General features: G+C 64.9%; 15 protein-coding genes. 8 read left to right on the top strand and 7 right to left on the bottom strand.

Features of this window, described 5'->3' with window-relative positions; translation table 11 throughout:
* Positions 1 to 43: 43 nt before the first annotated feature.
* Complete coding sequence (locus ACFQ2S_RS18485; RefSeq protein WP_386076742.1) at positions 44 to 856, top strand: transporter; 813 nt, start codon at positions 44 to 46, stop codon at positions 854 to 856.
* 34 nt (positions 857 to 890) lie between these two features.
* Here ACFQ2S_RS18485 and ACFQ2S_RS18480 read toward each other — a convergent pair whose 3' ends face one another.
* Entirely contained in the window at positions 891 to 5,714 is a 4,824-nt protein-coding gene (locus ACFQ2S_RS18480) for an NAD-glutamate dehydrogenase (protein ID WP_386076741.1), read from the bottom strand.
* Positions 5,715 to 5,937: 223 nt separating this feature from the next.
* Positions 5,938 to 7,212, bottom strand: a complete 1,275-nt coding sequence (gene hisD, locus ACFQ2S_RS18475) for a histidinol dehydrogenase (RefSeq protein WP_386076739.1) — start codon at positions 7,210 to 7,212, stop codon at positions 5,938 to 5,940.
* A 424-nt stretch (positions 7,213 to 7,636) separates the two neighbouring features.
* On the opposite strand from hisD, the gene ACFQ2S_RS18470 reads away from it, so the two are divergent.
* Positions 7,637 to 9,238 carry an MFS transporter gene (locus ACFQ2S_RS18470; RefSeq protein ID WP_386076737.1) on the top strand — a complete coding sequence of 534 codons (1,602 nt, stop codon included), beginning with the start codon at positions 7,637 to 7,639 and terminating at the stop codon, positions 9,236 to 9,238.
* Between the two features lie 55 nt (positions 9,239 to 9,293).
* Here the strand turns inward: ACFQ2S_RS18470 and ACFQ2S_RS18465 are convergent, their stop codons facing one another.
* The gene (locus ACFQ2S_RS18465) at positions 9,294 to 11,075 is read right to left on the bottom strand and encodes an ABC transporter ATP-binding protein (protein ID WP_386076736.1); all 1,782 of its coding nucleotides are present in this window, start codon (positions 11,073 to 11,075) and stop codon (positions 9,294 to 9,296) included.
* A gap of 277 nt (positions 11,076 to 11,352) precedes the next feature.
* Between ACFQ2S_RS18465 and ACFQ2S_RS18460 the strand changes: the two genes are divergently transcribed.
* Genes ACFQ2S_RS18460 through ACFQ2S_RS18450 form a run of 3 tightly spaced genes read left to right on the top strand, consistent with a single transcriptional unit; the run spans position 11,353 to position 14,575 of the window.
* Positions 11,353 to 12,555 carry a glycosyltransferase family 2 protein gene (locus ACFQ2S_RS18460; RefSeq protein WP_386076734.1) on the top strand — a complete coding sequence of 401 codons (1,203 nt, stop codon included), beginning with the start codon at positions 11,353 to 11,355 and terminating at the stop codon, positions 12,553 to 12,555.
* 5 nt (positions 12,556 to 12,560) lie between these two features.
* Positions 12,561 to 13,469 (top strand): glycosyltransferase family 2 protein, encoded by a 909-nt coding sequence (locus ACFQ2S_RS18455; protein ID WP_386076733.1) that lies wholly within the window; start codon positions 12,561 to 12,563, stop codon positions 13,467 to 13,469.
* Positions 13,466 to 14,575 (top strand): acyltransferase family protein, encoded by a 1,110-nt coding sequence (locus ACFQ2S_RS18450; RefSeq protein WP_386076731.1) that lies wholly within the window; start codon positions 13,466 to 13,468, stop codon positions 14,573 to 14,575. Before ACFQ2S_RS18455 ends, ACFQ2S_RS18450 begins: the two co-directional genes overlap by 4 nt.
* Positions 14,576 to 14,867: 292 nt before the next feature.
* Here the strand turns inward: ACFQ2S_RS18450 and ACFQ2S_RS18445 are convergent, their stop codons facing one another.
* From ACFQ2S_RS18445 to ACFQ2S_RS18430, 4 genes are all read right to left on the bottom strand, one after another.
* Positions 14,868 to 15,899, bottom strand: coding sequence for a tyrosine-type recombinase/integrase (locus ACFQ2S_RS18445; protein WP_386076729.1), 1,032 nt, complete (start codon positions 15,897 to 15,899; stop codon positions 14,868 to 14,870).
* A gap of 164 nt (positions 15,900 to 16,063) precedes the next feature.
* Positions 16,064 to 16,285 carry a hypothetical protein gene (locus tag ACFQ2S_RS18440; protein WP_386076728.1) on the bottom strand — a complete coding sequence of 74 codons (222 nt, stop codon included), beginning with the start codon at positions 16,283 to 16,285 and terminating at the stop codon, positions 16,064 to 16,066.
* A gap of 1 nt (position 16,286) precedes the next feature.
* Positions 16,287 to 16,496 carry a hypothetical protein gene (locus tag ACFQ2S_RS18435; protein WP_386076727.1) on the bottom strand — a complete coding sequence of 70 codons (210 nt, stop codon included), beginning with the start codon at positions 16,494 to 16,496 and terminating at the stop codon, positions 16,287 to 16,289.
* Positions 16,493 to 16,642: an Arc family DNA-binding protein gene (locus ACFQ2S_RS18430; RefSeq protein WP_386076726.1), complete on the bottom strand. Its 150-nt coding sequence runs from the start codon at positions 16,640 to 16,642 to the stop codon at positions 16,493 to 16,495. The genes ACFQ2S_RS18435 and ACFQ2S_RS18430 overlap by 4 nt, the downstream gene beginning before the upstream one ends.
* A gap of 127 nt (positions 16,643 to 16,769) precedes the next feature.
* Here ACFQ2S_RS18430 and ACFQ2S_RS18425 point away from each other — a divergent pair, with 127 nt between their 5' ends.
* The 3 genes from ACFQ2S_RS18425 (at position 16,770) to ACFQ2S_RS18415 (ending at position 18,783) form a co-directional block, all read left to right on the top strand.
* Positions 16,770 to 17,036: an Arc family DNA-binding protein gene (locus tag ACFQ2S_RS18425; protein ID WP_386076725.1), complete on the top strand. Its 267-nt coding sequence runs from the start codon at positions 16,770 to 16,772 to the stop codon at positions 17,034 to 17,036.
* A gap of 512 nt (positions 17,037 to 17,548) precedes the next feature.
* Positions 17,549 to 17,836 carry a DUF3987 domain-containing protein gene (locus ACFQ2S_RS18420; RefSeq protein WP_386077038.1) on the top strand — a complete coding sequence of 96 codons (288 nt, stop codon included), beginning with the start codon at positions 17,549 to 17,551 and terminating at the stop codon, positions 17,834 to 17,836.
* A gap of 122 nt (positions 17,837 to 17,958) precedes the next feature.
* Positions 17,959 to 18,783: a hypothetical protein gene (locus ACFQ2S_RS18415; RefSeq protein WP_386076724.1), complete on the top strand. Its 825-nt coding sequence runs from the start codon at positions 17,959 to 17,961 to the stop codon at positions 18,781 to 18,783.
* The last annotated feature ends 45 nt before the right edge of the window (positions 18,784 to 18,828 follow it).

Here is an 18,828-nt window from a genome sequence, read left to right as displayed (position 1 = left end):
CAGGTCACACGGTTCATCCTCCCTGGGAGGGATGGCGCTCGGTGTGGCACTCTTTGCCCTTGCGCTGCCCGCCGCCTCGTTGGCGCAGGATGCCGCCGGCACCGACGCGCCTGCGCCCGCGGGCGGCGAAGGGAATGCCTCGGATCTCGCCCAGCAATTGTCGAACCCGGTCGCCGAACTGATCAGCGTGCCGCTGCAATACAACTTCGACACCGGCATCGGGCCGAATGACGCCGACCGCAGCTTGCTCAACGTCCAGCCAGTCATTCCAATCTCGCTGAACGATCGCTGGAACCTCATCTCCAGGACGATCATTCCGCTGTTGGACGTGGAGGCGGCCGCGCCGGGGCTCGACGATGTCTCTGGTATCGGCGACATCACGCAATCGCTGTTCTTCTCTCCCAAGCAGCCTGTAAATGGATGGATCCTCGGCGCGGGGCCGGTATTTCTGTTGCCAACCGCCACTGACGATGCGCTTGGCAGCGATCAGTTCGGCATCGGTCCCACCGCCGTCGCGCTGCGCCAGTCGAACGGTTGGACGGTGGGGGCTCTGGTCAACCACATCTGGGGTTTCGACGCGCCCGACGACCGGGACGAGGTAAACAGCAGCTTCATCCAGCCGTTTCTCACCTACACGACGCCGGATGCCTGGACCTTCTCGCTGAACACGGAATCCTCTTACGACTGGAACTCGGAGCAATGGACCGTGCCGGTGAACCTGGGCGTGGCCAAGCTGGTGCAGTTCGGGCAGCAGCCGGTCAGCTTCCAGCTCGGCTATCGCGAATACCTCGAAGCCCCGGAGGGCGGGCCGGAGCGCGGGCTCCGCTTCGGGGTCACCTTCCTGTTCCCGAAGTGAGCCCGACCTGACGGATGCCCGGCCGGGCGCTGGCTCAGCGCCCCGCCAGGGTCAGGTGAGACGACGCCACGGCGAGCTTCGAAACGGTGAGCGGACCGCCGGCGCGCAACTCGTTGATCAGCTTGTCCGCCCGCTGGGCAAGCTGGCTGTTCTTTTCGACCCACTTCCCGATGCAATCCGCGCCGGGCTCGGCCTCGTCGAGGCTCAGGGCGGCGGCCGCGATGTTGGATTGGTGGACACGCATGTCCGCCATCAGCCGGCCAAGCGCCATCCGTTCCCAGTGGTCGGCCACCACGACGCTGCGGGCCGAGGAGCGCAGCCAGTCCAGCGAGAACCGCGCACCGGCGGCGTAGTAGCTGGCGGCCACATCGGCCACGTTCCGCCCAAGCCGGTCGGCCACGTCGAAGACGTCGATCGCCCCGCCAAGCAGCTCCGCAAGCGCCACCCGCGACGCGAGATGTTCCGGAGCGCCTTGGCCGAGCAGCTCCGCAGTCCGCGCGGCGAGCCTTTCGCGGGAAAAGGCGCTGACCGTTGCCTCCGCGATCGTCGCGATTTCTTCGATGCCGGGGCGATACCGTGCGATCGCCTCGCCGATCCCCTTGCAATCCTCCTTGATCAACCGCTCGCATTGCGCGGCCAGCATGTCGGAGAGCGCGCGGTGGATCTCGATCTGCACCGACGCGGCGATCTTGTTGTCGAGCGCGTTGACCTCGTCGGCCACGTCCGCCAGCCCGAAGATCTCGCGCACGATGATGAACGCCTTGACGATCTCGCCCACCGAGGCGCCGCTGTCCTCCCGCAGCCGCGCGCACATCGCCGGCCCGCCCTCATTGACCAGCATGTTGGACACGACGGTCGCGATGATCTCGCGCCGCAGGCGGTGCTCCTTGAGCGCCGCGGCGTGCTCCTTGCGCAGTGGCGTTGGCATGTATTCGAAGAGGAACCGCTCCATGTAGGGATCGTCCAGCACGTCGGACTGCACGAGATCGGCGAAGATATCGATCTTGGCATAGGCCACCAGCACGGCGATCTCCGGCCTGGTCAGGCCCTGTCCGGCCTCGCGCCGCTCGGCGATCTCCTCCTCGCCGGGAAGGAATTCGACCTCGCGGTTGAGTTTCCCCTCCGCCTCCAGGCCCTGCATGAACCGCGAATGGCTGTCGAGCAGCGCCGGCGCCGCCGCCTCGATCAGGGAGATCGCGAGGGTCTGGTGATAGTTGGTCTGCAGCACCAGCTCGCCGACCTCGTCGGTCATACGCGCGAGCAGGGCGTTGCGCTGCTTCTCGGTCATGTCGCCGGCATCGACGACCGATCCGAGCGCGATCTTGATGTTGACCTCGTGGTCCGAGCAATCGACCCCGGCGGAGTTGTCGACGGCGTCGCTGTTGACCTTGACCCCCGCCTTGGCGAGCGCGATCCGGCCGCGCTGGCTGATGCCGAGGTTGGCGCCTTCGCCGATCACCCGCACCCGGACCTCGCCGGCATTGATGCGCACCGCGTCGTTGGCCCGGTCTCCGGTGTCGGCGTGGCTCTCCGCCTCGCTCTTGATGTAGGTGCCGATGCCGCCGAACCACATGAGGTCGGCCTGGCTCTTGAGGATGGCCTTGATCAGCTCGAAGGGCGTCACCCGGCTCTCCGTCAGCCCGGTCAGCGCCTGGATCTCCGGCGTCAGCGCGATCGACTTGGACGAGCGGGAGAACACCCCGCCGCCCTTCGAGATCAGCGACTCGTCATAGGATTTCCAGCTCGACCGGGGCAGGGTGAAGAGCCGCTTGCGCTCGGCAAAGCTGACCGCCGGGTCCGGGTCCGGATCGATGAAGATGTCGCGGTGGTCGAAGGCCGCGATCAGCTTGATCTGGTCGGAGAGCAACATGCCGTTGCCGAACACGTCGCCCGACATGTCGCCGCATCCGATCACGGTGAAGGGCTGGGTCTGGGTGTCGTGGCCAAGCTCTCGGAAATGCCGCTTCACCGCCTCCCAGGCACCCCGGGCGGTGATGCCCATGCCCTTGTGATCATAGCCGTTCGAGCCGCCGGAGGCGAAGGCATCGCCCAACCAGAAGCCGTATTCCGTCGCCAGTGCGTTGGCAAAGTCCGAGAAGGTCGCGGTGCCCTTGTCGGCCGCCACCACGAGGTAGGGATCGTCGGCATCGCGACGGACCACCGCGTTGGGCGGGACGACATCGGCACCGATGATGTTGTCGGTGACATCCAGCAGGCCCGACAGAAAGATCCGGTAGCAGCGCACCGCTTCGGCAACCACCTCGTCCCGCGTGCCGTCTGCCGGCAGCGTCTTTGGCAGGAAGCCGCCCTTGGAGCCCACCGGAACGATCACGGCGTTCTTGACCTGCTGCGCCTTCACCAGGCCCAGGACCTCGGTGCGGTAGTCCTCCTTGCGGTCCGACCAGCGCAGCCCGCCGCGGGCGACCGGCCCGAACCGCAGGTGCACGCCCTCGACCGAGGAGGAATAGACGTAGATCTCCCGCCAGGGGCGCGGGAGGGGTAGGGCGTCGAGCTCCGCGCAGTCGAACTTGAACGAGATGTAGGGCTTCGGCGCGCCCGCCGCGTCGGGCTGGAAGTAATTGGTCCGCAGGGTGGCCAGGATCGCGTTGCGGAACCGGCGGAGGATCTGGTCGAAGTCGAGGCTGTCAACCGCTTCCAGCGCCGTCTCGATCTCGGCCGCGATCCGGTCGCCGGCCTTGGTGCGTTCGGCGTCGTCGGCGTGGGCCGCGGGGTCGAACAGCGCGGCGAACAGGGCGACGAGCTGCCGCGCGATCTCCGGGTTGCCGTTCAGCGCATCCTGCATGTAGGGCATCGAATAGGGGATCCGCGCCTGCCAGAGATAGCCGCCATAGGCCCGCAGGAGTGCGGTCTCGCGCGCGGTCAGGCCGGCCTTGAGGACCAGTCGGTTCAGCGGATCATCGTCCACCTTGCCGTTCCACAGCAGCGAGAAGGCCTCTTCCAGCTCGTCCCGCACGGCCGGCAGGTCGATGTCGCTGCCATCGGCCGATTGCATGTAGAAATCGTGCAGCCAGATCTCCTCGTTCTCGCGGTCGATGCGGGAGGGGTGCTCCTCCAGAATCCGGAAGCCCATGTTCTCGAGGATCGGCAGGCAATCCGAAAGCGGCACCGAACGGCCGAGCCGGAACAGCTTGAAGCGAACGTTGCGCTCGGGGTCCTCGAGCCGGCGGTAGAACTTCAGCTCCAGCTGGTTGTCAGCGCTGATCCGTTCCATCTTGTCGATGTCGGAGATCGCCGAAACGGCGCGGAACTGCTCGCGGTAGGAGGGGCTGAAGCCATTGCCATAGAGCATGTGCAGCCGGTTGCCCTCGAATTCACCCTTCCGCTCGATCAGCGCGTCGCGCAGGTGGTCGCCCCAGCTCCGCACGGCCTCGACGATCCGTTGCTCGATGGCCGTGGTCTCGTGCTGGGAGGCCACCTCGCCGTTGAGCGCAATCACGAAATGCACGCGGGTCAGCGCCTCGTCGCCGAAGGAGGGGGTCCAGGTGGCGACCCGGCCATCGAACTCCTCGGCAAGGATGTCTCCGACCCGCTGGCGCAGCTCGGTGTTGTAGCGTTCGCGCGGCACATAGACGAGGCAGGAGACGAAACGACCGAAACGGTCCGGGCGGATGAACAGCCGGGTGCGTGGCCGGATGGTCAGGTGAAGCGCGCCCATCGCGTTTTCGAAGAGCTGGTTGTCCGAGCTCTGGAACAGCTCGTCGCGCGGATAGGTCCCGAGGACATGGGCCAACGCCTTGGCGTCATGGCTCGACGGTGCAAAACCGGCGCGGGTGACAAGGCGCTCGACCTTCTGGCGCAACAGCGGGATCGATCCGGGGCTGCGGTTGTAGGCGGTCGCCGTGAAATGCCCGATGAACACATGGGCGCCCGTCACGGTTCCCTTGGTGTCGAAACGCTTGATCCCGACGAGGTCGAAATGGGTCGAGCGATGGACCGTGGAGCGCCGGTTGGCCTTGATGATCATCAGCGGCGAAACATCGGTGATGAAGGCGTCCATCTCCGGCGACCAGTCGGAGACATTGCCCTGCAGGTCGCGCAGCACGGTGTAGTCCGGGTCGCGCATCAGGCCGAGCGCGGTGCCCTTGACGCTGCGCACCGAAGGCTCGCCCTTGGTGGTCTCGTATTCGCGGTAGCCGAGGAAAGTGAAATGGTTCTGAGCCAGCCATTCGAGGAACTCGACCACCTCGTCGGAGCCGCCGCCGTCCAGCTTCGGCGCGGTCGCCTTGAGCGTCTCGGTCACCTCGGTCAGGCGGTGGAGCATCGGCTGCCAGTTCCCGACGGCGGCGCGCACGTTGCGGACGACCTGCTCGATTTCCGCCTCGTATTGGCCGAGTTTCTCCTCGTCGCCGATCTGGTCGATCTGCACCTGGATCAGCGACTCGCGGATGCCACCGTCGGCGCCGGGCTCGAGCAGGTCCGTCAGCGCGCCGTTCTCGTCGCGGCGGACGGTCAGCAGCGGGTGGATCAGGGAATGGATCGCCATGCCGTGATCGGTCAGGTAGGCGGTGAGCGAGCCCACGAGGAACGGCATGTCGTCGTTGACGATCTCCAGCACCGTGTGGGAGCACTCCCAGCCGTGCTCGGACATGCGCGGGTTGTACATCCGCACCCTTGCCGTTCCGACCTTGCGCCGCGAGGCGAACTTCCACAGCGCCAGCGCAGAGCCGTAGATCTCCTCGATCTCACGTCCTTCGAGATCCTCCAGCGAGGCCCGGGAGAACAATTGACCGACTGCCTCGACGAAGCCCTCGCGCTCGGCCCTGTCCAGACGTTCGGCGCCCAAGGCGCGGATTTCATCCAGTTTTTCGCCGAAGATCTCTTCTTCCGTCTTGGTCATCGCGTCCTCCCGGCGTTGCCGCCAATTCCCGCCACTGGTGCGACTCGCAGCCGGATCCCGCACCGTCTCGTCCAGGTCCGACGATGTTCAGAACGGTCCCGAAAGTCGAGGCTTTTGAGGGAGGGAATCCGGAAAACCCGGGGAAATTCCATGGGAAACCGGCCCTCCGTCGCGTCATCCGAAGGAGCAGGGCGGCGCGGCGCCGGGCAGGTGCGTCAGCGGCTCAGGGCGCGATCTTGCGCCGCAGTTCGGCGGCGCGGGCGTGGCCTTCCATGCCCTCCATGCGGCTGATCCGGGCGGTTCTCCGCGCCAGTTCGTCGGCGGCCTCGGCGGTGCAGCGCTGCCAGGTCACCGTCTTGGTGAACTTGTGCACCGACAGCCCGCCGGTGTAGCGGGCCGCGCCGCCCGTGGGCAGAACGTGGTTGGGGCCGGAGGTCTTGTCGCCGAAGGGCACGGTGGTTTCGCGGCCGAGGAAGAGCGAGCCATAGGAGCCGAGGTTCTCCAACCACCAGTCGAGGTCCTCCGCCTGGACCTGCAGATGCTCGGGCGCGTAACGGTCCGAGACCTCGACCGCCTCCTCCCGCGTGTCGCACAGGATCACCTCCGCCCGCTCCGCCCAGGAGATCCGCGCCGTGGAGGCGTTCGGCTCGGGCAGGCTGGAGATCAGCGCGTCGGCATGGGCCAGCACCTCTTCGGCCAGCGCCCTGTCGGTCGCGATCAGCCAGACTGGGCTGTCGGCGCCGTGCTCGGCCTGGCTGACCAGATCCCAGGCAACGGTTTCGGCGGCCGCCGTGTGATCGGCGATCACCAGCGAATCCGTCGGGCCGGCGAACATGTCTATCCCGACCGGGCCGAAGAGCATCCGCTTGGCCTCGGCGACAAAGGCGTTGCCCGGCCCGACGAGGATGTCGGCGGGCCTTGCGCCGAACAGCCCCTGCGCCATCGCGGCGATCCCCTGCACGCCGCCGAGGTTCAGGATCAGGTCCGCCCCGGCAAGATCCATCGCAAAGATGATCGCATCGGGAATGCCGGTCTCGGGCCGCGTCGGCGAGACGGCGGTGATGTGGCGCACACCTGCGACCTTGGCGGTGGTGATCGTCATCAAGGCGCTCGCGATATGGCTATAGCGCCCGCCAGGCACGTAGCATCCTGCGGCCGAGACGGGGATCTGTTTCTGGCCGGCGATCAGGCCGGGGATCACCTCGACCTCGCAATCCGTGATCGTGGCCTTCTGGGCTTCGGCGAAGCGGCGGATGTTGGCATGGGCGAAGCGGATGTCGTCCTGCACCTCCTCGGGCACCCTCTCACAGGCGGCCCGGCGCTCGGCGTCGGAGAGGACGATCTCGCCCGTCCAGCCGTCGAGCCGCCGGGCATAGTCGCGCACCGCTTCCTCGCCGCCCCGCGCGATATTGGCCAGCATGACCTGCACGGTGTCGCGGATGTCGTTGCTCTCCGACGCCGGCCGTGGGGCCGCCTGCTTGAGATAGGTGATCGTCATGTCTGCCAGAGATCCTGTTCGTGCATCGGGAAGGGTGCGGCGGTCGTGGAGCGGTTTCCGTTATGACGGCCGGGGCGTGCGGAAAGCGGAGTGTTCGCAGCCTGGACCACCTCGGAACCTGTCCTGTTCATCCGCTCCCTGCGACCCCTTTTCCGGGACTCTATCTGATGTGTCCACCCAGCGCCAAGCCACCGTCTCGATCCGCCTTGCGCCATTCTTCGCCAGCGGGGTCACATGGTGACGGCGACCCCGATCTTCGCGTCGATCAAGCCGCACAGCGGAGAAGAGGGCCATTGCAAGGATCTTCATCCCCTTGATACGGCGACATCGCAACAGCAAGCGCGACGCTATGGATGGACCTTCGCAGTCTGATTGGTCCATGGTCGCCACAGCCCGACCTCGCCCGTTTCTCAGAGTCTCCATCATGCCCGGCAGCACATTTGCGCCTTTCCGGTACAATACCTACCGAAATCTGTGGTTCGCCTCGCTGGTGACCAACCTGGGCGGAATGATCCAGAACGTGGGCGCCGGCTGGTTGATGACCTCGCTGACGGACAACCCGGCGATGGTTGCGCTGGTGCAGGGGTCGGTGACGCTGCCGATGGCGGTGCTGTCGCTGCTGGGCGGGGTCTTTGCAGACAATTATCACCGCCGCTCTGTCATGATCGCCGCGCAGGCCTTCATGCTGGTGATGTCGGCGCTGCTCGCGGTACTCAGCTGGACGGGGCTGATCGGACCGTGGAGCCTGCTCGCCTTCACCTTCGCCATTGGCTGCGGCGCGGCGATGCACATGCCGTCCTGGCAGGCTTCGGTGGGCGATCTGGTGCCGCGCGAGCACCTGGCGCAGGCGGTTATGCTCAACGGCATGGGCTTCAACCTGATGCGCAGCACCGGGCCGGCGGTCGGTGGGATGATCGTGGCCGTCTTCGGCTCGGCCATGGCCTTCGCAATCAACGCGCTGACCTATCTGCCGGTGCTGTTCGCGCTATATGCCTGGCGCCCCGAGCGCATCCCCGACCCGCTGCCGCGTGAGCCGTTGGGCGGCGCGCTCCGGGCCGGCTTGCGTTACGTGTCGCTCTCGGCCGATCACCTGAAGATCCTCGTCCGTGCCGGGGTGTTCGGCTTCTCGGCGGTCGCCGTGCTGGCGCTGATGCCACTGGTGGCCAGCGACCTGCTGAAGGGCAGCGCCGCGACCTTTGGCGCCCTGCTCGCCGCCTTCGGCCTGGGGGCGGTGGTGGTCGCGCTCACGCTCCGCCAGTTGCGCGAAAGGATGGAGACCGAAACCATCGTCCGCATCGGCGCGATCCTCCTTGCGCTCGGCCTGCTGGGGATCGGCCATGCCCCGACCGTCTGGCTCACCAGCCTATCCGCCGCGCTCTGCGGCATGGCCTGGCAATCCTCGATGGCGCTCTTCAATGTCGCGACCCAGCTGTCGACCCCGCGGTGGGTGCTGGGCCGGGTGATGTCGGTGCTCCAGGTCTGCACCTTCGGCGGCATGACCATCGGCAGCTACGTCTGGGGGCGTGTGGCCGGCGCGGCCGGGGTGCAGACCGCGCTGACGGCGGCGGCGGTCGTCTGCCTGGTCGGGGCCGCGCTCGGGATGCTGTTCCGGCTGCCGGGCGAGGGGCGGAGCAACCTCGACCCCCATGGCGGTTTCTCGCCCGTCAAGCCCGCGCTCGACATCGACATGCACAGCGGGCCGATCAAGGTCTCGGTGGAGTTCCAGGTGCCGGAAGAGCGTACGTCGGAATTCCTTGCGCTGATGGAGCAGCGCCGGGTGATCCGCCTGCGCGACGGCGCGCACAGCTGGTCACTCTATCGCGACCTGACCGCGCCGGACCTCTGGCATGAAAGCTACCGCGTGCCGACCTGGGCGGCCTACCTGCGCCACATGGCCCGACGAACCACCACCGACGCCGAGAACTTCCGGCACCTGAGCGCGCTCCACGCGGGTGCCGAACCGCCAAGGGCCCGCCGCTGGATCGAGCGCCCCGCCGACCCGGATCACCTGCACGACAGGCGTTAAATGGAAGCGCGACGCGGTTACACGGTCTCTCGGGAATGCCGGGTGCCAGTTCGGTTCAGGCGCGGGTCGTGCGCAGCATTCGGGCGAGCTGTTCCTCGTTGAAATCCTGCGTCGTGCCCGATTCGACGATCCGTCCCCTGTCGAGACGGATGAACCGGTCGCAGCGCTTGATCGACGACAGGTGGTGGCTGATGACAAGGGTGGTTCCCTTGCCGCGCCGGTGTTCTAGGATCCGCAGCGCCGCCCGCTCGGACAGGAGGTCCATTGCGTTCGTCGCCTCATCCATGATCAGGAGCCGCGGCTCACGGACCAGGGCACGGGCCAGCGCGATGCGCTGTCGCTGCCCCGCCGAGAGGCTCAGGCCCCGATCCCCTACGCCCGTGTCGTAGCCCTTGGGCAGCGTACGAATGAACTCGTCCGCGTCCGCCTGCCGGGCCGCCTCGAGCACGCGGTCCTCTCCGGCTTCCGGGGCGCCGTATCGGATGTTGTCGGTCACCGAGCCGTCGAACAGTTCCAGTTCCTGGCTGGCGACGGCCATGTGCGCAAGCCAGTCGGCGCCGTCGATTTCCGACAACGGTATGCCGTCCACCACGATCTGGCCACTGGTCGGCTCCAGCAGGCGGCACAACAGGTGCGCCATGGTCGACTTACCTGAGCCGGATCGGCCAATGATCGCCAGCGAGGTGCCCGCCGGCACCTCGAATGTCGCGTCGTGCAGCGCCGGTCGGTCCGAGGCCGCGCCGGCGTAGTGAAAACTGACGGACTCGAAGGCCAGCCCCTGGGTCAGCGCGGGAGCGGGCAGATCTCCGCTCGGCGTCGATCCCGCCGGAGCGGCCGTCATCAGCCACTGCACCTCGTCCAGTGATCCGGTCCAGCCCCGCAGCGCCGCCAGCCGGGCCTGGATCTGCCGCACCTGCGGCTGCAGGCGGTAGAGCAGGATGATGAACGCCGCCGCCGTGCCGAAGGTGATGCCGAGGCTCCACGCGAAGAAGATGACCGCCATGAACAGGGTCGCATGGGCGATTTCCGTGATAGGCGCCACGGCCATCTGGCGCTTCTGCAGATCCAGCGCGGCCAGTCGGACCGAATCGGAGGCCTGGGCGAACCGTTCTTTCTCGAAACCTTCGCGGCCGAACAGCCGGATCAGCCGCCACGCAGCCACCAGATGCAACATGCGCCCGGCCAGCCCGCGGTTCTGATCGGTGATGATTGTGCTGAGCCCGGCGAAGTGCTGAGACATCCGCTCATGCGCGTACTGGATGACCGTAATTCCCAGCAGCACGACCAGCGTAAGTTGCCATGACATCGCCATCAGGAACGCGAGCAGGATCAGCGCCGCCGTCGCATTGACCATGATCCCCATCACCGCCGCGACCGCATCGGCCGAGCGCCAGCTCTCGTTCGAGATGATGTTGAGCATCCGTGACGGCGGCTCGGAGAGCAGGTCGGAAGCGTCCATCGCGGTCAGCTTCTGCGCGAGGGCCGTGCGCAGCCTGTGGCCGGCCTGCCCATAAATCCAGGCCTGCAGCAGCCCGTTGGCGTAGACCACGATGTTCTTTACGGAGAGGAGCGCGAGGATGGCGCCGCCGATCAGCAGGCCGCGGGTCTCGCGAGGAACGGTTTCGCCGAAGGAGACCAGCAGCCCGGGCAGAAAGCCCTGCGCATTCGAATCCCCCGAGACGACGACATCGAGCAACGGGATCACCAGTCCGATCCCGATCCCCTCCAGCGCGGTTGCCAGAAGCCCGAGCAGGACCACCGCAGGCAAATAGCGACGGAAAGGGCCCAGCACCGCGGAAATGCTGCCATGAACGTAAGTCTCGTAAAGCGATCGCAACGTATGCTGCCCCGTTAATGGCCGGGACGGTCGGGACAAACACCCGGCAATACCCGATAAATCAATACGAGCGCCGGGGGAGGGGCGAACAGTCCCTTGCCTTTGGCGCCGCCCGAGCGCTTCGGAATGTTGCTACCTGATCACTGGGCTTGTGCCTAGTAGATACCACCTTGACCATGAAAAACATATGCTGAAAGATGCATCTTTAGACGCCGATCAACATCGCTCCTCCGGTAACCGTGGTTCCGTTGCTACGAGCCGGTTCCGGAGATAAACTGTGCATCGGCTATTTCGGCCGAAGCTTAATTGTGGCTTTCCTGAAGTGCTCGTTTCAATCCTGTTGCCTGTTTTCAATGCCTCGCGGCATCTGCCTCTCGCCCTGGGCAGCTTGCAGCTGCAATCTCACGACGAGCTCGAAATCATCGCCATCGACGACGGATCGACGGACGGGTCCGCCGGGATCCTTCGGCGGGCGGCGGCGTCCGATACGCGGATTCGCGTCGTCGAGCGCGAGAATCGTGGTCTGATCCATACCCTTAACGAGGGGCTGGACCTCGCGCGCGGTGACTTCATTGCCCGAATGGACGCGGACGACATCGCCTATCGGGAGCGGATCAGCACCCAGCTCGCCGCCTTCGCCGCCGAACCCGGTCTTGCGATGTGTGGCACGCATTTCGATACCATCGTCCCGCGGGGAGCGGCGCTTCCGCAGAGCAAACCCGACGTGACCGAGAGCCGGGAACTGCGGGTGCTCTCGCGGTTCTGCACGATCCTGCGCCATCCGACGGTGATGTTCCGCCGCAGCGCGATCCCGGACGGTGAACTGCGCTACGACCCGGCCTACCCCTGCGCCGAGGATTTCGAGCTGTTCAACCGCATCGCCGAGATTTGCCCGGTCCGCCAGCTCGAGGCGCCGCTGCTGGCCTACCGGCTGCATCCCGACAGCGTCAGCGTCACTCGCGCCGCCACCCTCCGGGCGACCCATGTCCGTTTCCTCGAGGAGAACCTCGCCCGGCACTATCCGGAGGCGGCCGGCACCGGCTTCACCGCGCTGGCCGCGCAGGTCACTCCGGACGCTATCTCCGCCGCAGCCGATCTGTTGCGACGCCTGGATGCGCTCCTGCCGCATCAGCCGCCGGAAGACCGCCGCGCCTTTACTATCGGACAACGCGTAACGCTCTACTTCCTCTATGCGTGGCTGGTGGATCTGCAGGAATTCTCCGCCGCGCGCCACTTCGTCGAAGCGTCGGGCAAACAGGGCATGTTCCGCCGGTCGGAGCGCGCCGTGCTTGGACTTGTCGGCAGCCAGCCAGCGCTGGCGCGCGGCCTCTGGTCCGCACTGGTCGCCCGTGGCGAAATCATCGGCGCTCTGCAGAATCGGAAATTGACTTCCGTCGTGCCCGACATCGGCGCAATAGAGCGCCAGGCCGCAACCCTGACGATGGGCGCACCGCCGGCTGTCTCGTCCGAAGGGGCATAGCGGCAATGGATATGCCCGACGTCAGCTTCATCGTCTGCACCCGGTCGCGGCCGCGCCGGTTGCTGCGGGCGGTCGGCTCGATCGCGCGGACCATCGAGACCTGTCCCGACTTGCGCTGCGAGATCGTCGTCATGGAGAACGGCAGCCAGCCCGAGCTTCGGCTCGACGCGGAGGAAATCCAGTCCGTCAGCCGTCCCGCGGAATGCCGCTTGCTGTGGCTCGATGGCGGTGGGCTTTCGGTCGCGCGCAACGCAGCCATGGCCGCTGCAAGGGGGCAGCTCTTCATTTTCACGGATGACGATTGCACCGTGTCGCTGTCTTACCTCTCCGAGCTCCGGAAGCACCTTGAAGACGAAGGTCAGGACGCGATCATTGGCGGCAGCGTGATCGTGCCCGACCCCGAAGACCAGCACTTCACGATGAAGGACGCTGAGGAGCCTCAGGTCTATGACCCTTCCTGGCATCCGGGCGGGTTCGTGCAGGGCTGCAACTTCGCCATGACCCGCGAGGTGAGTCTCCGGATCGGCCCGTTCGACCGGCGGTTCGGAGCGGGCACCCCCATGCGCGCGGGCGAGGACACGGATTACCTGATCAGGGCGCACGGTGTCGGTGTGCCGATCCTCTACTTCCCCGATATGCGCGTGAACCACTATCACGGACGCACGACCCGGGACGAGGTAAAGCGCCTCCACCGCGACTATTCCTTCGCCAACGGGGCGCTCTACGCCAAGCATCTGGTCCAGCATCCCTGGCTGATGCGGCACTTTTACTATGCCGCCCGCAACGCGGCGAAGGAACCGATGGGCGGCGCGCTCTTCGACCGGAACCACGACCTGTCTTGGTCGTCGGTCGTGAAGCAGAATATCGCCGGTGCGGTGGCCTTCGCCGTCCGAGGGGGGAAAAAGCGTCCATGAGCGGCGACAATCCGGCGACCCGGTCGCTGCCCTGGTATCCGAGGCTTGACGGTCTGCGCGGCGTCGCCGTGCTGCTCGTCTTCGTCGAGCATTTCACCTACAACGAGGTCATCCGGAGCTTCAGCCCCGGGATGATCGGGGTCAAATTCTTCTTCGTCCTCTCCGGATTTCTGATCACGTCGATCCTGCTGTCGGAACGTGGAACCGCACCGGCGTCATTGCTCGCCCGGCGCTTCTACTGGCGGCGCGCGCTTCGGCTGCTGCCGGCCTTCTGGGTGGCCATCGCGCTCTCGGCTGCGCTCGGCATCGCGAACATGCGGTCCGATGCCTGGGTGCATCTCCTCTATCTATCCAACGTTCAGATTGCGATCCGGGAGTTCTGGTCCGGGGGAGGCCACCTCTGGACGCTCTCCGTGGAGGAGCACTTCTACCTGTTCTGGTTCCCGATCATCATTCTTGCGCCCCGCCGCTGTCTCCTGCCGGCGGTGCTGGCCGCGCTCGCAGCCGCGCCGCTGTTCCGCACTGCCATTCCGCTTGGCGCCAGCCCATTCATCGAGGTGCTTTTGCCCGGACAGCTCGACAGCCTAGCCGCAGGAGCGCTGCTCGCCTTCACGGTCCGCGAACCGGCCCTCGCCTGGCTGGATCGGTTGCTGCTTCGGCCGGCGGTGATGTGGGGATCTGTGCTCGTCATGCTGGTCATGACCTGGGCGCCCGCCGTCGGCTTCGAGGACATCGCCTTCATCCGATGGGTGCTCGTGCCGATGCTCATCAGCGCCGCTGGCGTCTGCATCGTTCGAAGCTGCATCGCCGGGCAGGATCCAATCCTGGCCTGGCTGGCCGACCCGCGCCTGGTGCATATCGGCAAGATTTCCTACGGCCTTTACGTCTTTCATTACTTCGTGCCACAGGCCATGTTCCTGGTGCTGCCGCCAATGCCGGAAGGCGCCCTCGGAATGGCATTCAAGATCGCCCGGCTCCTGCTCTGGATTGCCGTCACCTTCGCCCTGGCCGAATTGTCCTGGCGGCTGGTCGAACGCCCGGCACTCAGGCTCAAGAACCGCGCCACGCCACGTCCGCCAGCTTCCGGAGCCGATGTCGCGGGCTGACCTCGAACCACATCTGACGCGGCCGAATTTCGGAACCGCGAGCGTCGGGCGCGGACGAGGAGCGGGCAATGGCCACGGGACGCTCGGCGGACAGCACAACGATCAACGTCCAAACGGGCGCTGTCCTGAGGCTGTGCGATGTTCTTGAAGTATTGGTCGGAGTGAGAGGATTCGAACCTCCGACCCCTGCCTCCCGAAGACAATTCCACGGGGTTGTTTCTGCTCTGTTCATCGTTGGTTACCTGTATTGTTCTGCTTTCTGGCCGTTTGGTTTGGTTGAAGCTGTGCGACATCACAGTTTCGCCTCCATCGCGCGCAGCACCGACTCTTGGAAATCGGGGTGGTGATGCCAGTAGACGCGCTGGAGGGTTTCGAGGCTCAGGCCGAAGTAGCTACACACGTCGGCCGGCTTTGCGCCGTGCTGCATTGCCCAGGTGATCGCCGTATGGCGCAGCGTGTGAGGCGTCACGTCGTTAAAATCCGCAGCGTCGGTGGCGGTCTTCCATGCCGTCTTGATGGAGCCGACGCGGTTGCCTTCGATCTCTACAACGTAGCGAGCCCCGTTCCGCTCCCAGCGGCGCAGGTGTGCGAGTAGCTGGCGAGGGATTGGGGCTTTCGGGGTCCGCTTCTTGGTCTCCGCTTGCCCTTCGCCGCGGCGATGAAGAATGCCGCGGTCGGTATCGACCCAGCCTCCATAGGTATTGGGCATGAAGCGCAGATTCAGGATCACAGACTTTCGGGAGCCGGTATAGGCGGCAACCAGCATGAAGCGGGCGAGGTGCTTCGCCTTCGGGTTGCGCCACGCAGCCCAAAGCAAACGAGCGAACTCGGAGCGGGTAAGCCAGCGGTCTTTCGCTTCGGGCTTCTCCGGCAGTTCCACCGTCGGCGGGTTCACCAAATAGCCCTTGTCAGCGCAGTAGCGCAGGGCCGCTTTCAGGACGCCCAGCTCCTTGCGGATGGTGCCCGGAGCCCGGTTTCTCGCAGTAGTGTAGTGCCCGACGGTCGCGTCTCGGATCGCGGATACAGGCAACTCACCCCAGAAAGGAACTAGCGCCTGGATCGCGTAGGCGATCCGCTGCGGGTCCTTCACCTTCGGCGCCCGCTCGGTGCCGTAGATCACCAGCACCTCCGAAACCGTCATTTGGTCCGGTGTGGCTGGCCCACGGGGGCGGTCCCTTTCGGCGAGGTAGCGCGCGAGGGCCGTTTCAGCTTCTCGACAATCTCTAGTGCCTGTTGACTGGTCGCCCCGGCCGGTGTCGCGGATGATGTAGATGCCGGTGTCCTTGCGGCGGTAGAGGCGCGGGCCTTTGGCGTGCTGCGGCATGCTTCGATTATCTCCGGGTAGTGGCGCGGATCGATCCGCACTCGGCGGTCTCCGAACCAGATCAGAAAACCGAGATCCTCGGCGATCTGGCGGAGCGTTGCCACCGGGGCGCCGAGGTCTTGGGCTGCCTGTTTGATTGAGACTGTTAGCTGCTCCGCCATGCGTTACACCTCGCGGACCAACTTGCGCTCGGCGTCCAGGCGTTCGCCATACTGCCGGGTATAGTCTTGCAGCGCCCGAATGACGGCCATCATTCCCGCGGCCTCCGGGTGGCGGTGGTCAATGGCGGGGCTCTCGATAGTCATGTCGTAGAGCGCTTGGGCCAGCCCTTCGGCCTGAATGCGGGCTTGATCGGTGTGGTCGGCTGCTTCGCGTTGGCTGGTCATGTCACGCCCCCTTGAGGTTGATGCTGTCGAGGTCGCTGGCGAGCTTGTTCGCCCGGTCCAGCGCCGCGATAGTCACGGCGGCAATCGCATTCCCGAAGCGCTCGCCTTCGTTCGCCATGAGGTCGATTGCCTCGACCATCCCGGCCAGGACAACGGCGTCGGACTGGCAGTCGGACACCTTCTGCTCAACGGTCTTCGCGGTCTTGGTCATTGGGTGGCCTCCTCAACTTTCTCCATGCGCTCGCGGACGGCGCGAATGATCTCGCTGTTCTGCGAGCTGGCGTTCTTGTCGGCCTGCGCCCGGAGCCAATCCTTGAGATCGGGCGGCAGGCGCAGGGCATACTGGATCTTGGTCATCTGCGGTCCTCTTCGGTGTGCGGATTCGAGGGTGTCATATCACCGTAATTTCAACATTACCGTGATTGCATTGACGCGCAAGAGGAAAAATTACAGTGATTGCACAGCAGAGGGAGAACGGCGGAAAATGGCCAACAGCAAGATGGGGCGAGGTGCGCCGCAGTTCGCCCTCCGACTGCCGGAGGAACTGCGAGAGAAGATCAAGGCCGCCGCGGAAAGGAACGGGCGGTCGATGAACTCCGAGATCCTTGAGCGCCTCGAGGCAACGTTCCTCGAAACGCGCGAGGATGCCCATAAGCAAGTCTACCAACTCCGGCTACAAGACTTGGAAACTCTGAAAGACGTGTTCGAAAGGCTTGAACAATTAGAACAGAAGGTCGGGGAACACGATTAGCGCCCCTCAGCGCCGCTTTAAGGGCTATCTCTGCTCTCCGCGTGGGTGAAAACGCCCAGAAATGCGAGATAACCCCTAAATCGGCCTTGCAGGGCGGCTGGCGGCAAAGCGGGGGCTGGCGGGGGCAAATGAAAATGCCCGACCTGCTGCCACTCAAACAGCGGGTCGGGCTTAGTTTCGAAAATTGGCTCTTCAATACCAGTCAAGCCTAGTGCTCGAAACGGTGGGGTCAAATCCCCCTCCCCACGGCCCCGGCGGCGCGCTATAGGGAACGCCCGCATTATGCCGCAGCGCAGCCTCCATGAATCCGATAGCAATCCTCACCTGCCTCTCCCTGACCGCCGTCGATGGCGACACCGTCAAATGCGACGGCGTGAACCTGCGGCCGATGGGCGACGGTGCATCGTACCCGAACTAGACGCCCGACCGGCATGGGGTCACGACTGGTGTGGAAACAGACTGCCACACTACCGGCACGCGACCCACGCACATGGCGGCATCGTTTCTAGTCGCTGTGGAAAGGTGAGCGCCACCGCACCCTAGCCGAGGCTAAGAAGGGCAAGGGCGAGAAGCGCGTGGCGGCGCAGGCCGATCTCGATGCCTTGAGATCGGAACCGCCACCGATCGCCTCTCCCGAACGCGTCGTGACCCAACCGACCTTCGAGGGCCTAACTCACGTCTTCGCGAAAGGCCAACCGCGCCTCGGTATCTTCTCTGTCGAGGCCGGGCAGTTCCCCCGGGGAAACGCGATGAACAGCGACGTCCGCCAAAAGACGCTCGCGGCACTGATTGACCTCTGACAAGGCAATCTGATCCGGCGCATGCGCAAGGGCGGCGGCACATTCACGCATTATTGTGTTATGCTTTATTGTGTTATGCTTTCTCAACTGCAGAAAGTGAGCATGCGCGGGTACCAAAGTTCTTGAGCGACGTTGCTTCGCCCCTAAGCCAAAGATGTGAGTGGCACAAGGCGCCAATCACTTGCATCGAGGATGCATCGAAAATCCGGTTCCTGTCGGGGCTAGAGGTGCTGAAGTTGCGACGAGGGCCAATAGTTGGCAGCATTTCCTTCGCCGAAATTAATGGACTCAAATTCAGCTATGGCGACATCGAAGGCAGTTTCGCTGTAAAGGGGCCACTGTCGGACTCAGATGTCACCATAGCCGTGGGTTTGCAGTTTCCACATGGCGCACGACATTGGTTTGAGGATATCGCCAACGGCTCCGTTGGGGTCTATCATCCCGGCGACGAACACACTGCCCACTACAACTTGGCTGCCAAGTATGGGACCGTTTCGCTTGGCTATGACCAGCTCGAGGAGGAGGCCGCAAAGGTGGGCCTTGTCCTTGACAGAAAAGGTCTTGGCGCCACTGGCATTCATTCTCGCAGACTTTCCCCGGGTGTGGTGGCGCACCTTTCAAAGGGATTTGGAGCGGTGAACGGCGCAGAATTTCCGGTATCCTTGCCAAAAAGTAAAGTCGCCGAGGACTTTCTCAGAGCCGCAATTGTTCATCTTGCGCGAGAACCGATTGCTGTCCCAGCAGGCGGGAGCCTGTCGCGAGGGCACAGCCGTGTTGTATCGCGTGCCTTGGAGTTCATCGACGCAAATCTCTGCGATCCGATCTTTGTTGCAGAAATTGCCTCTGCCGCCGGCACCTCGCAGCGAACCTTGCACCGTGCATTCAGGGATATCTTGGGCGCCACGCCCCAAGGCTATTTAAGGGCACTTCTGGGGAGCCTGATCTGACTGGTCCGGTTTGATTGTTAGTGCATGACCCGCCTTGGTTCCATC

The organism is Tropicimonas aquimaris (genome assembly GCF_042676185.1).
Taxonomy (GTDB): Bacteria; Pseudomonadota; Alphaproteobacteria; order Rhodobacterales; family Rhodobacteraceae; genus Tropicimonas; species Tropicimonas aquimaris.
Note: the sequence above shows the minus strand (reverse complement) of the source record. Positions and strands in the feature narration are given on the sequence as shown.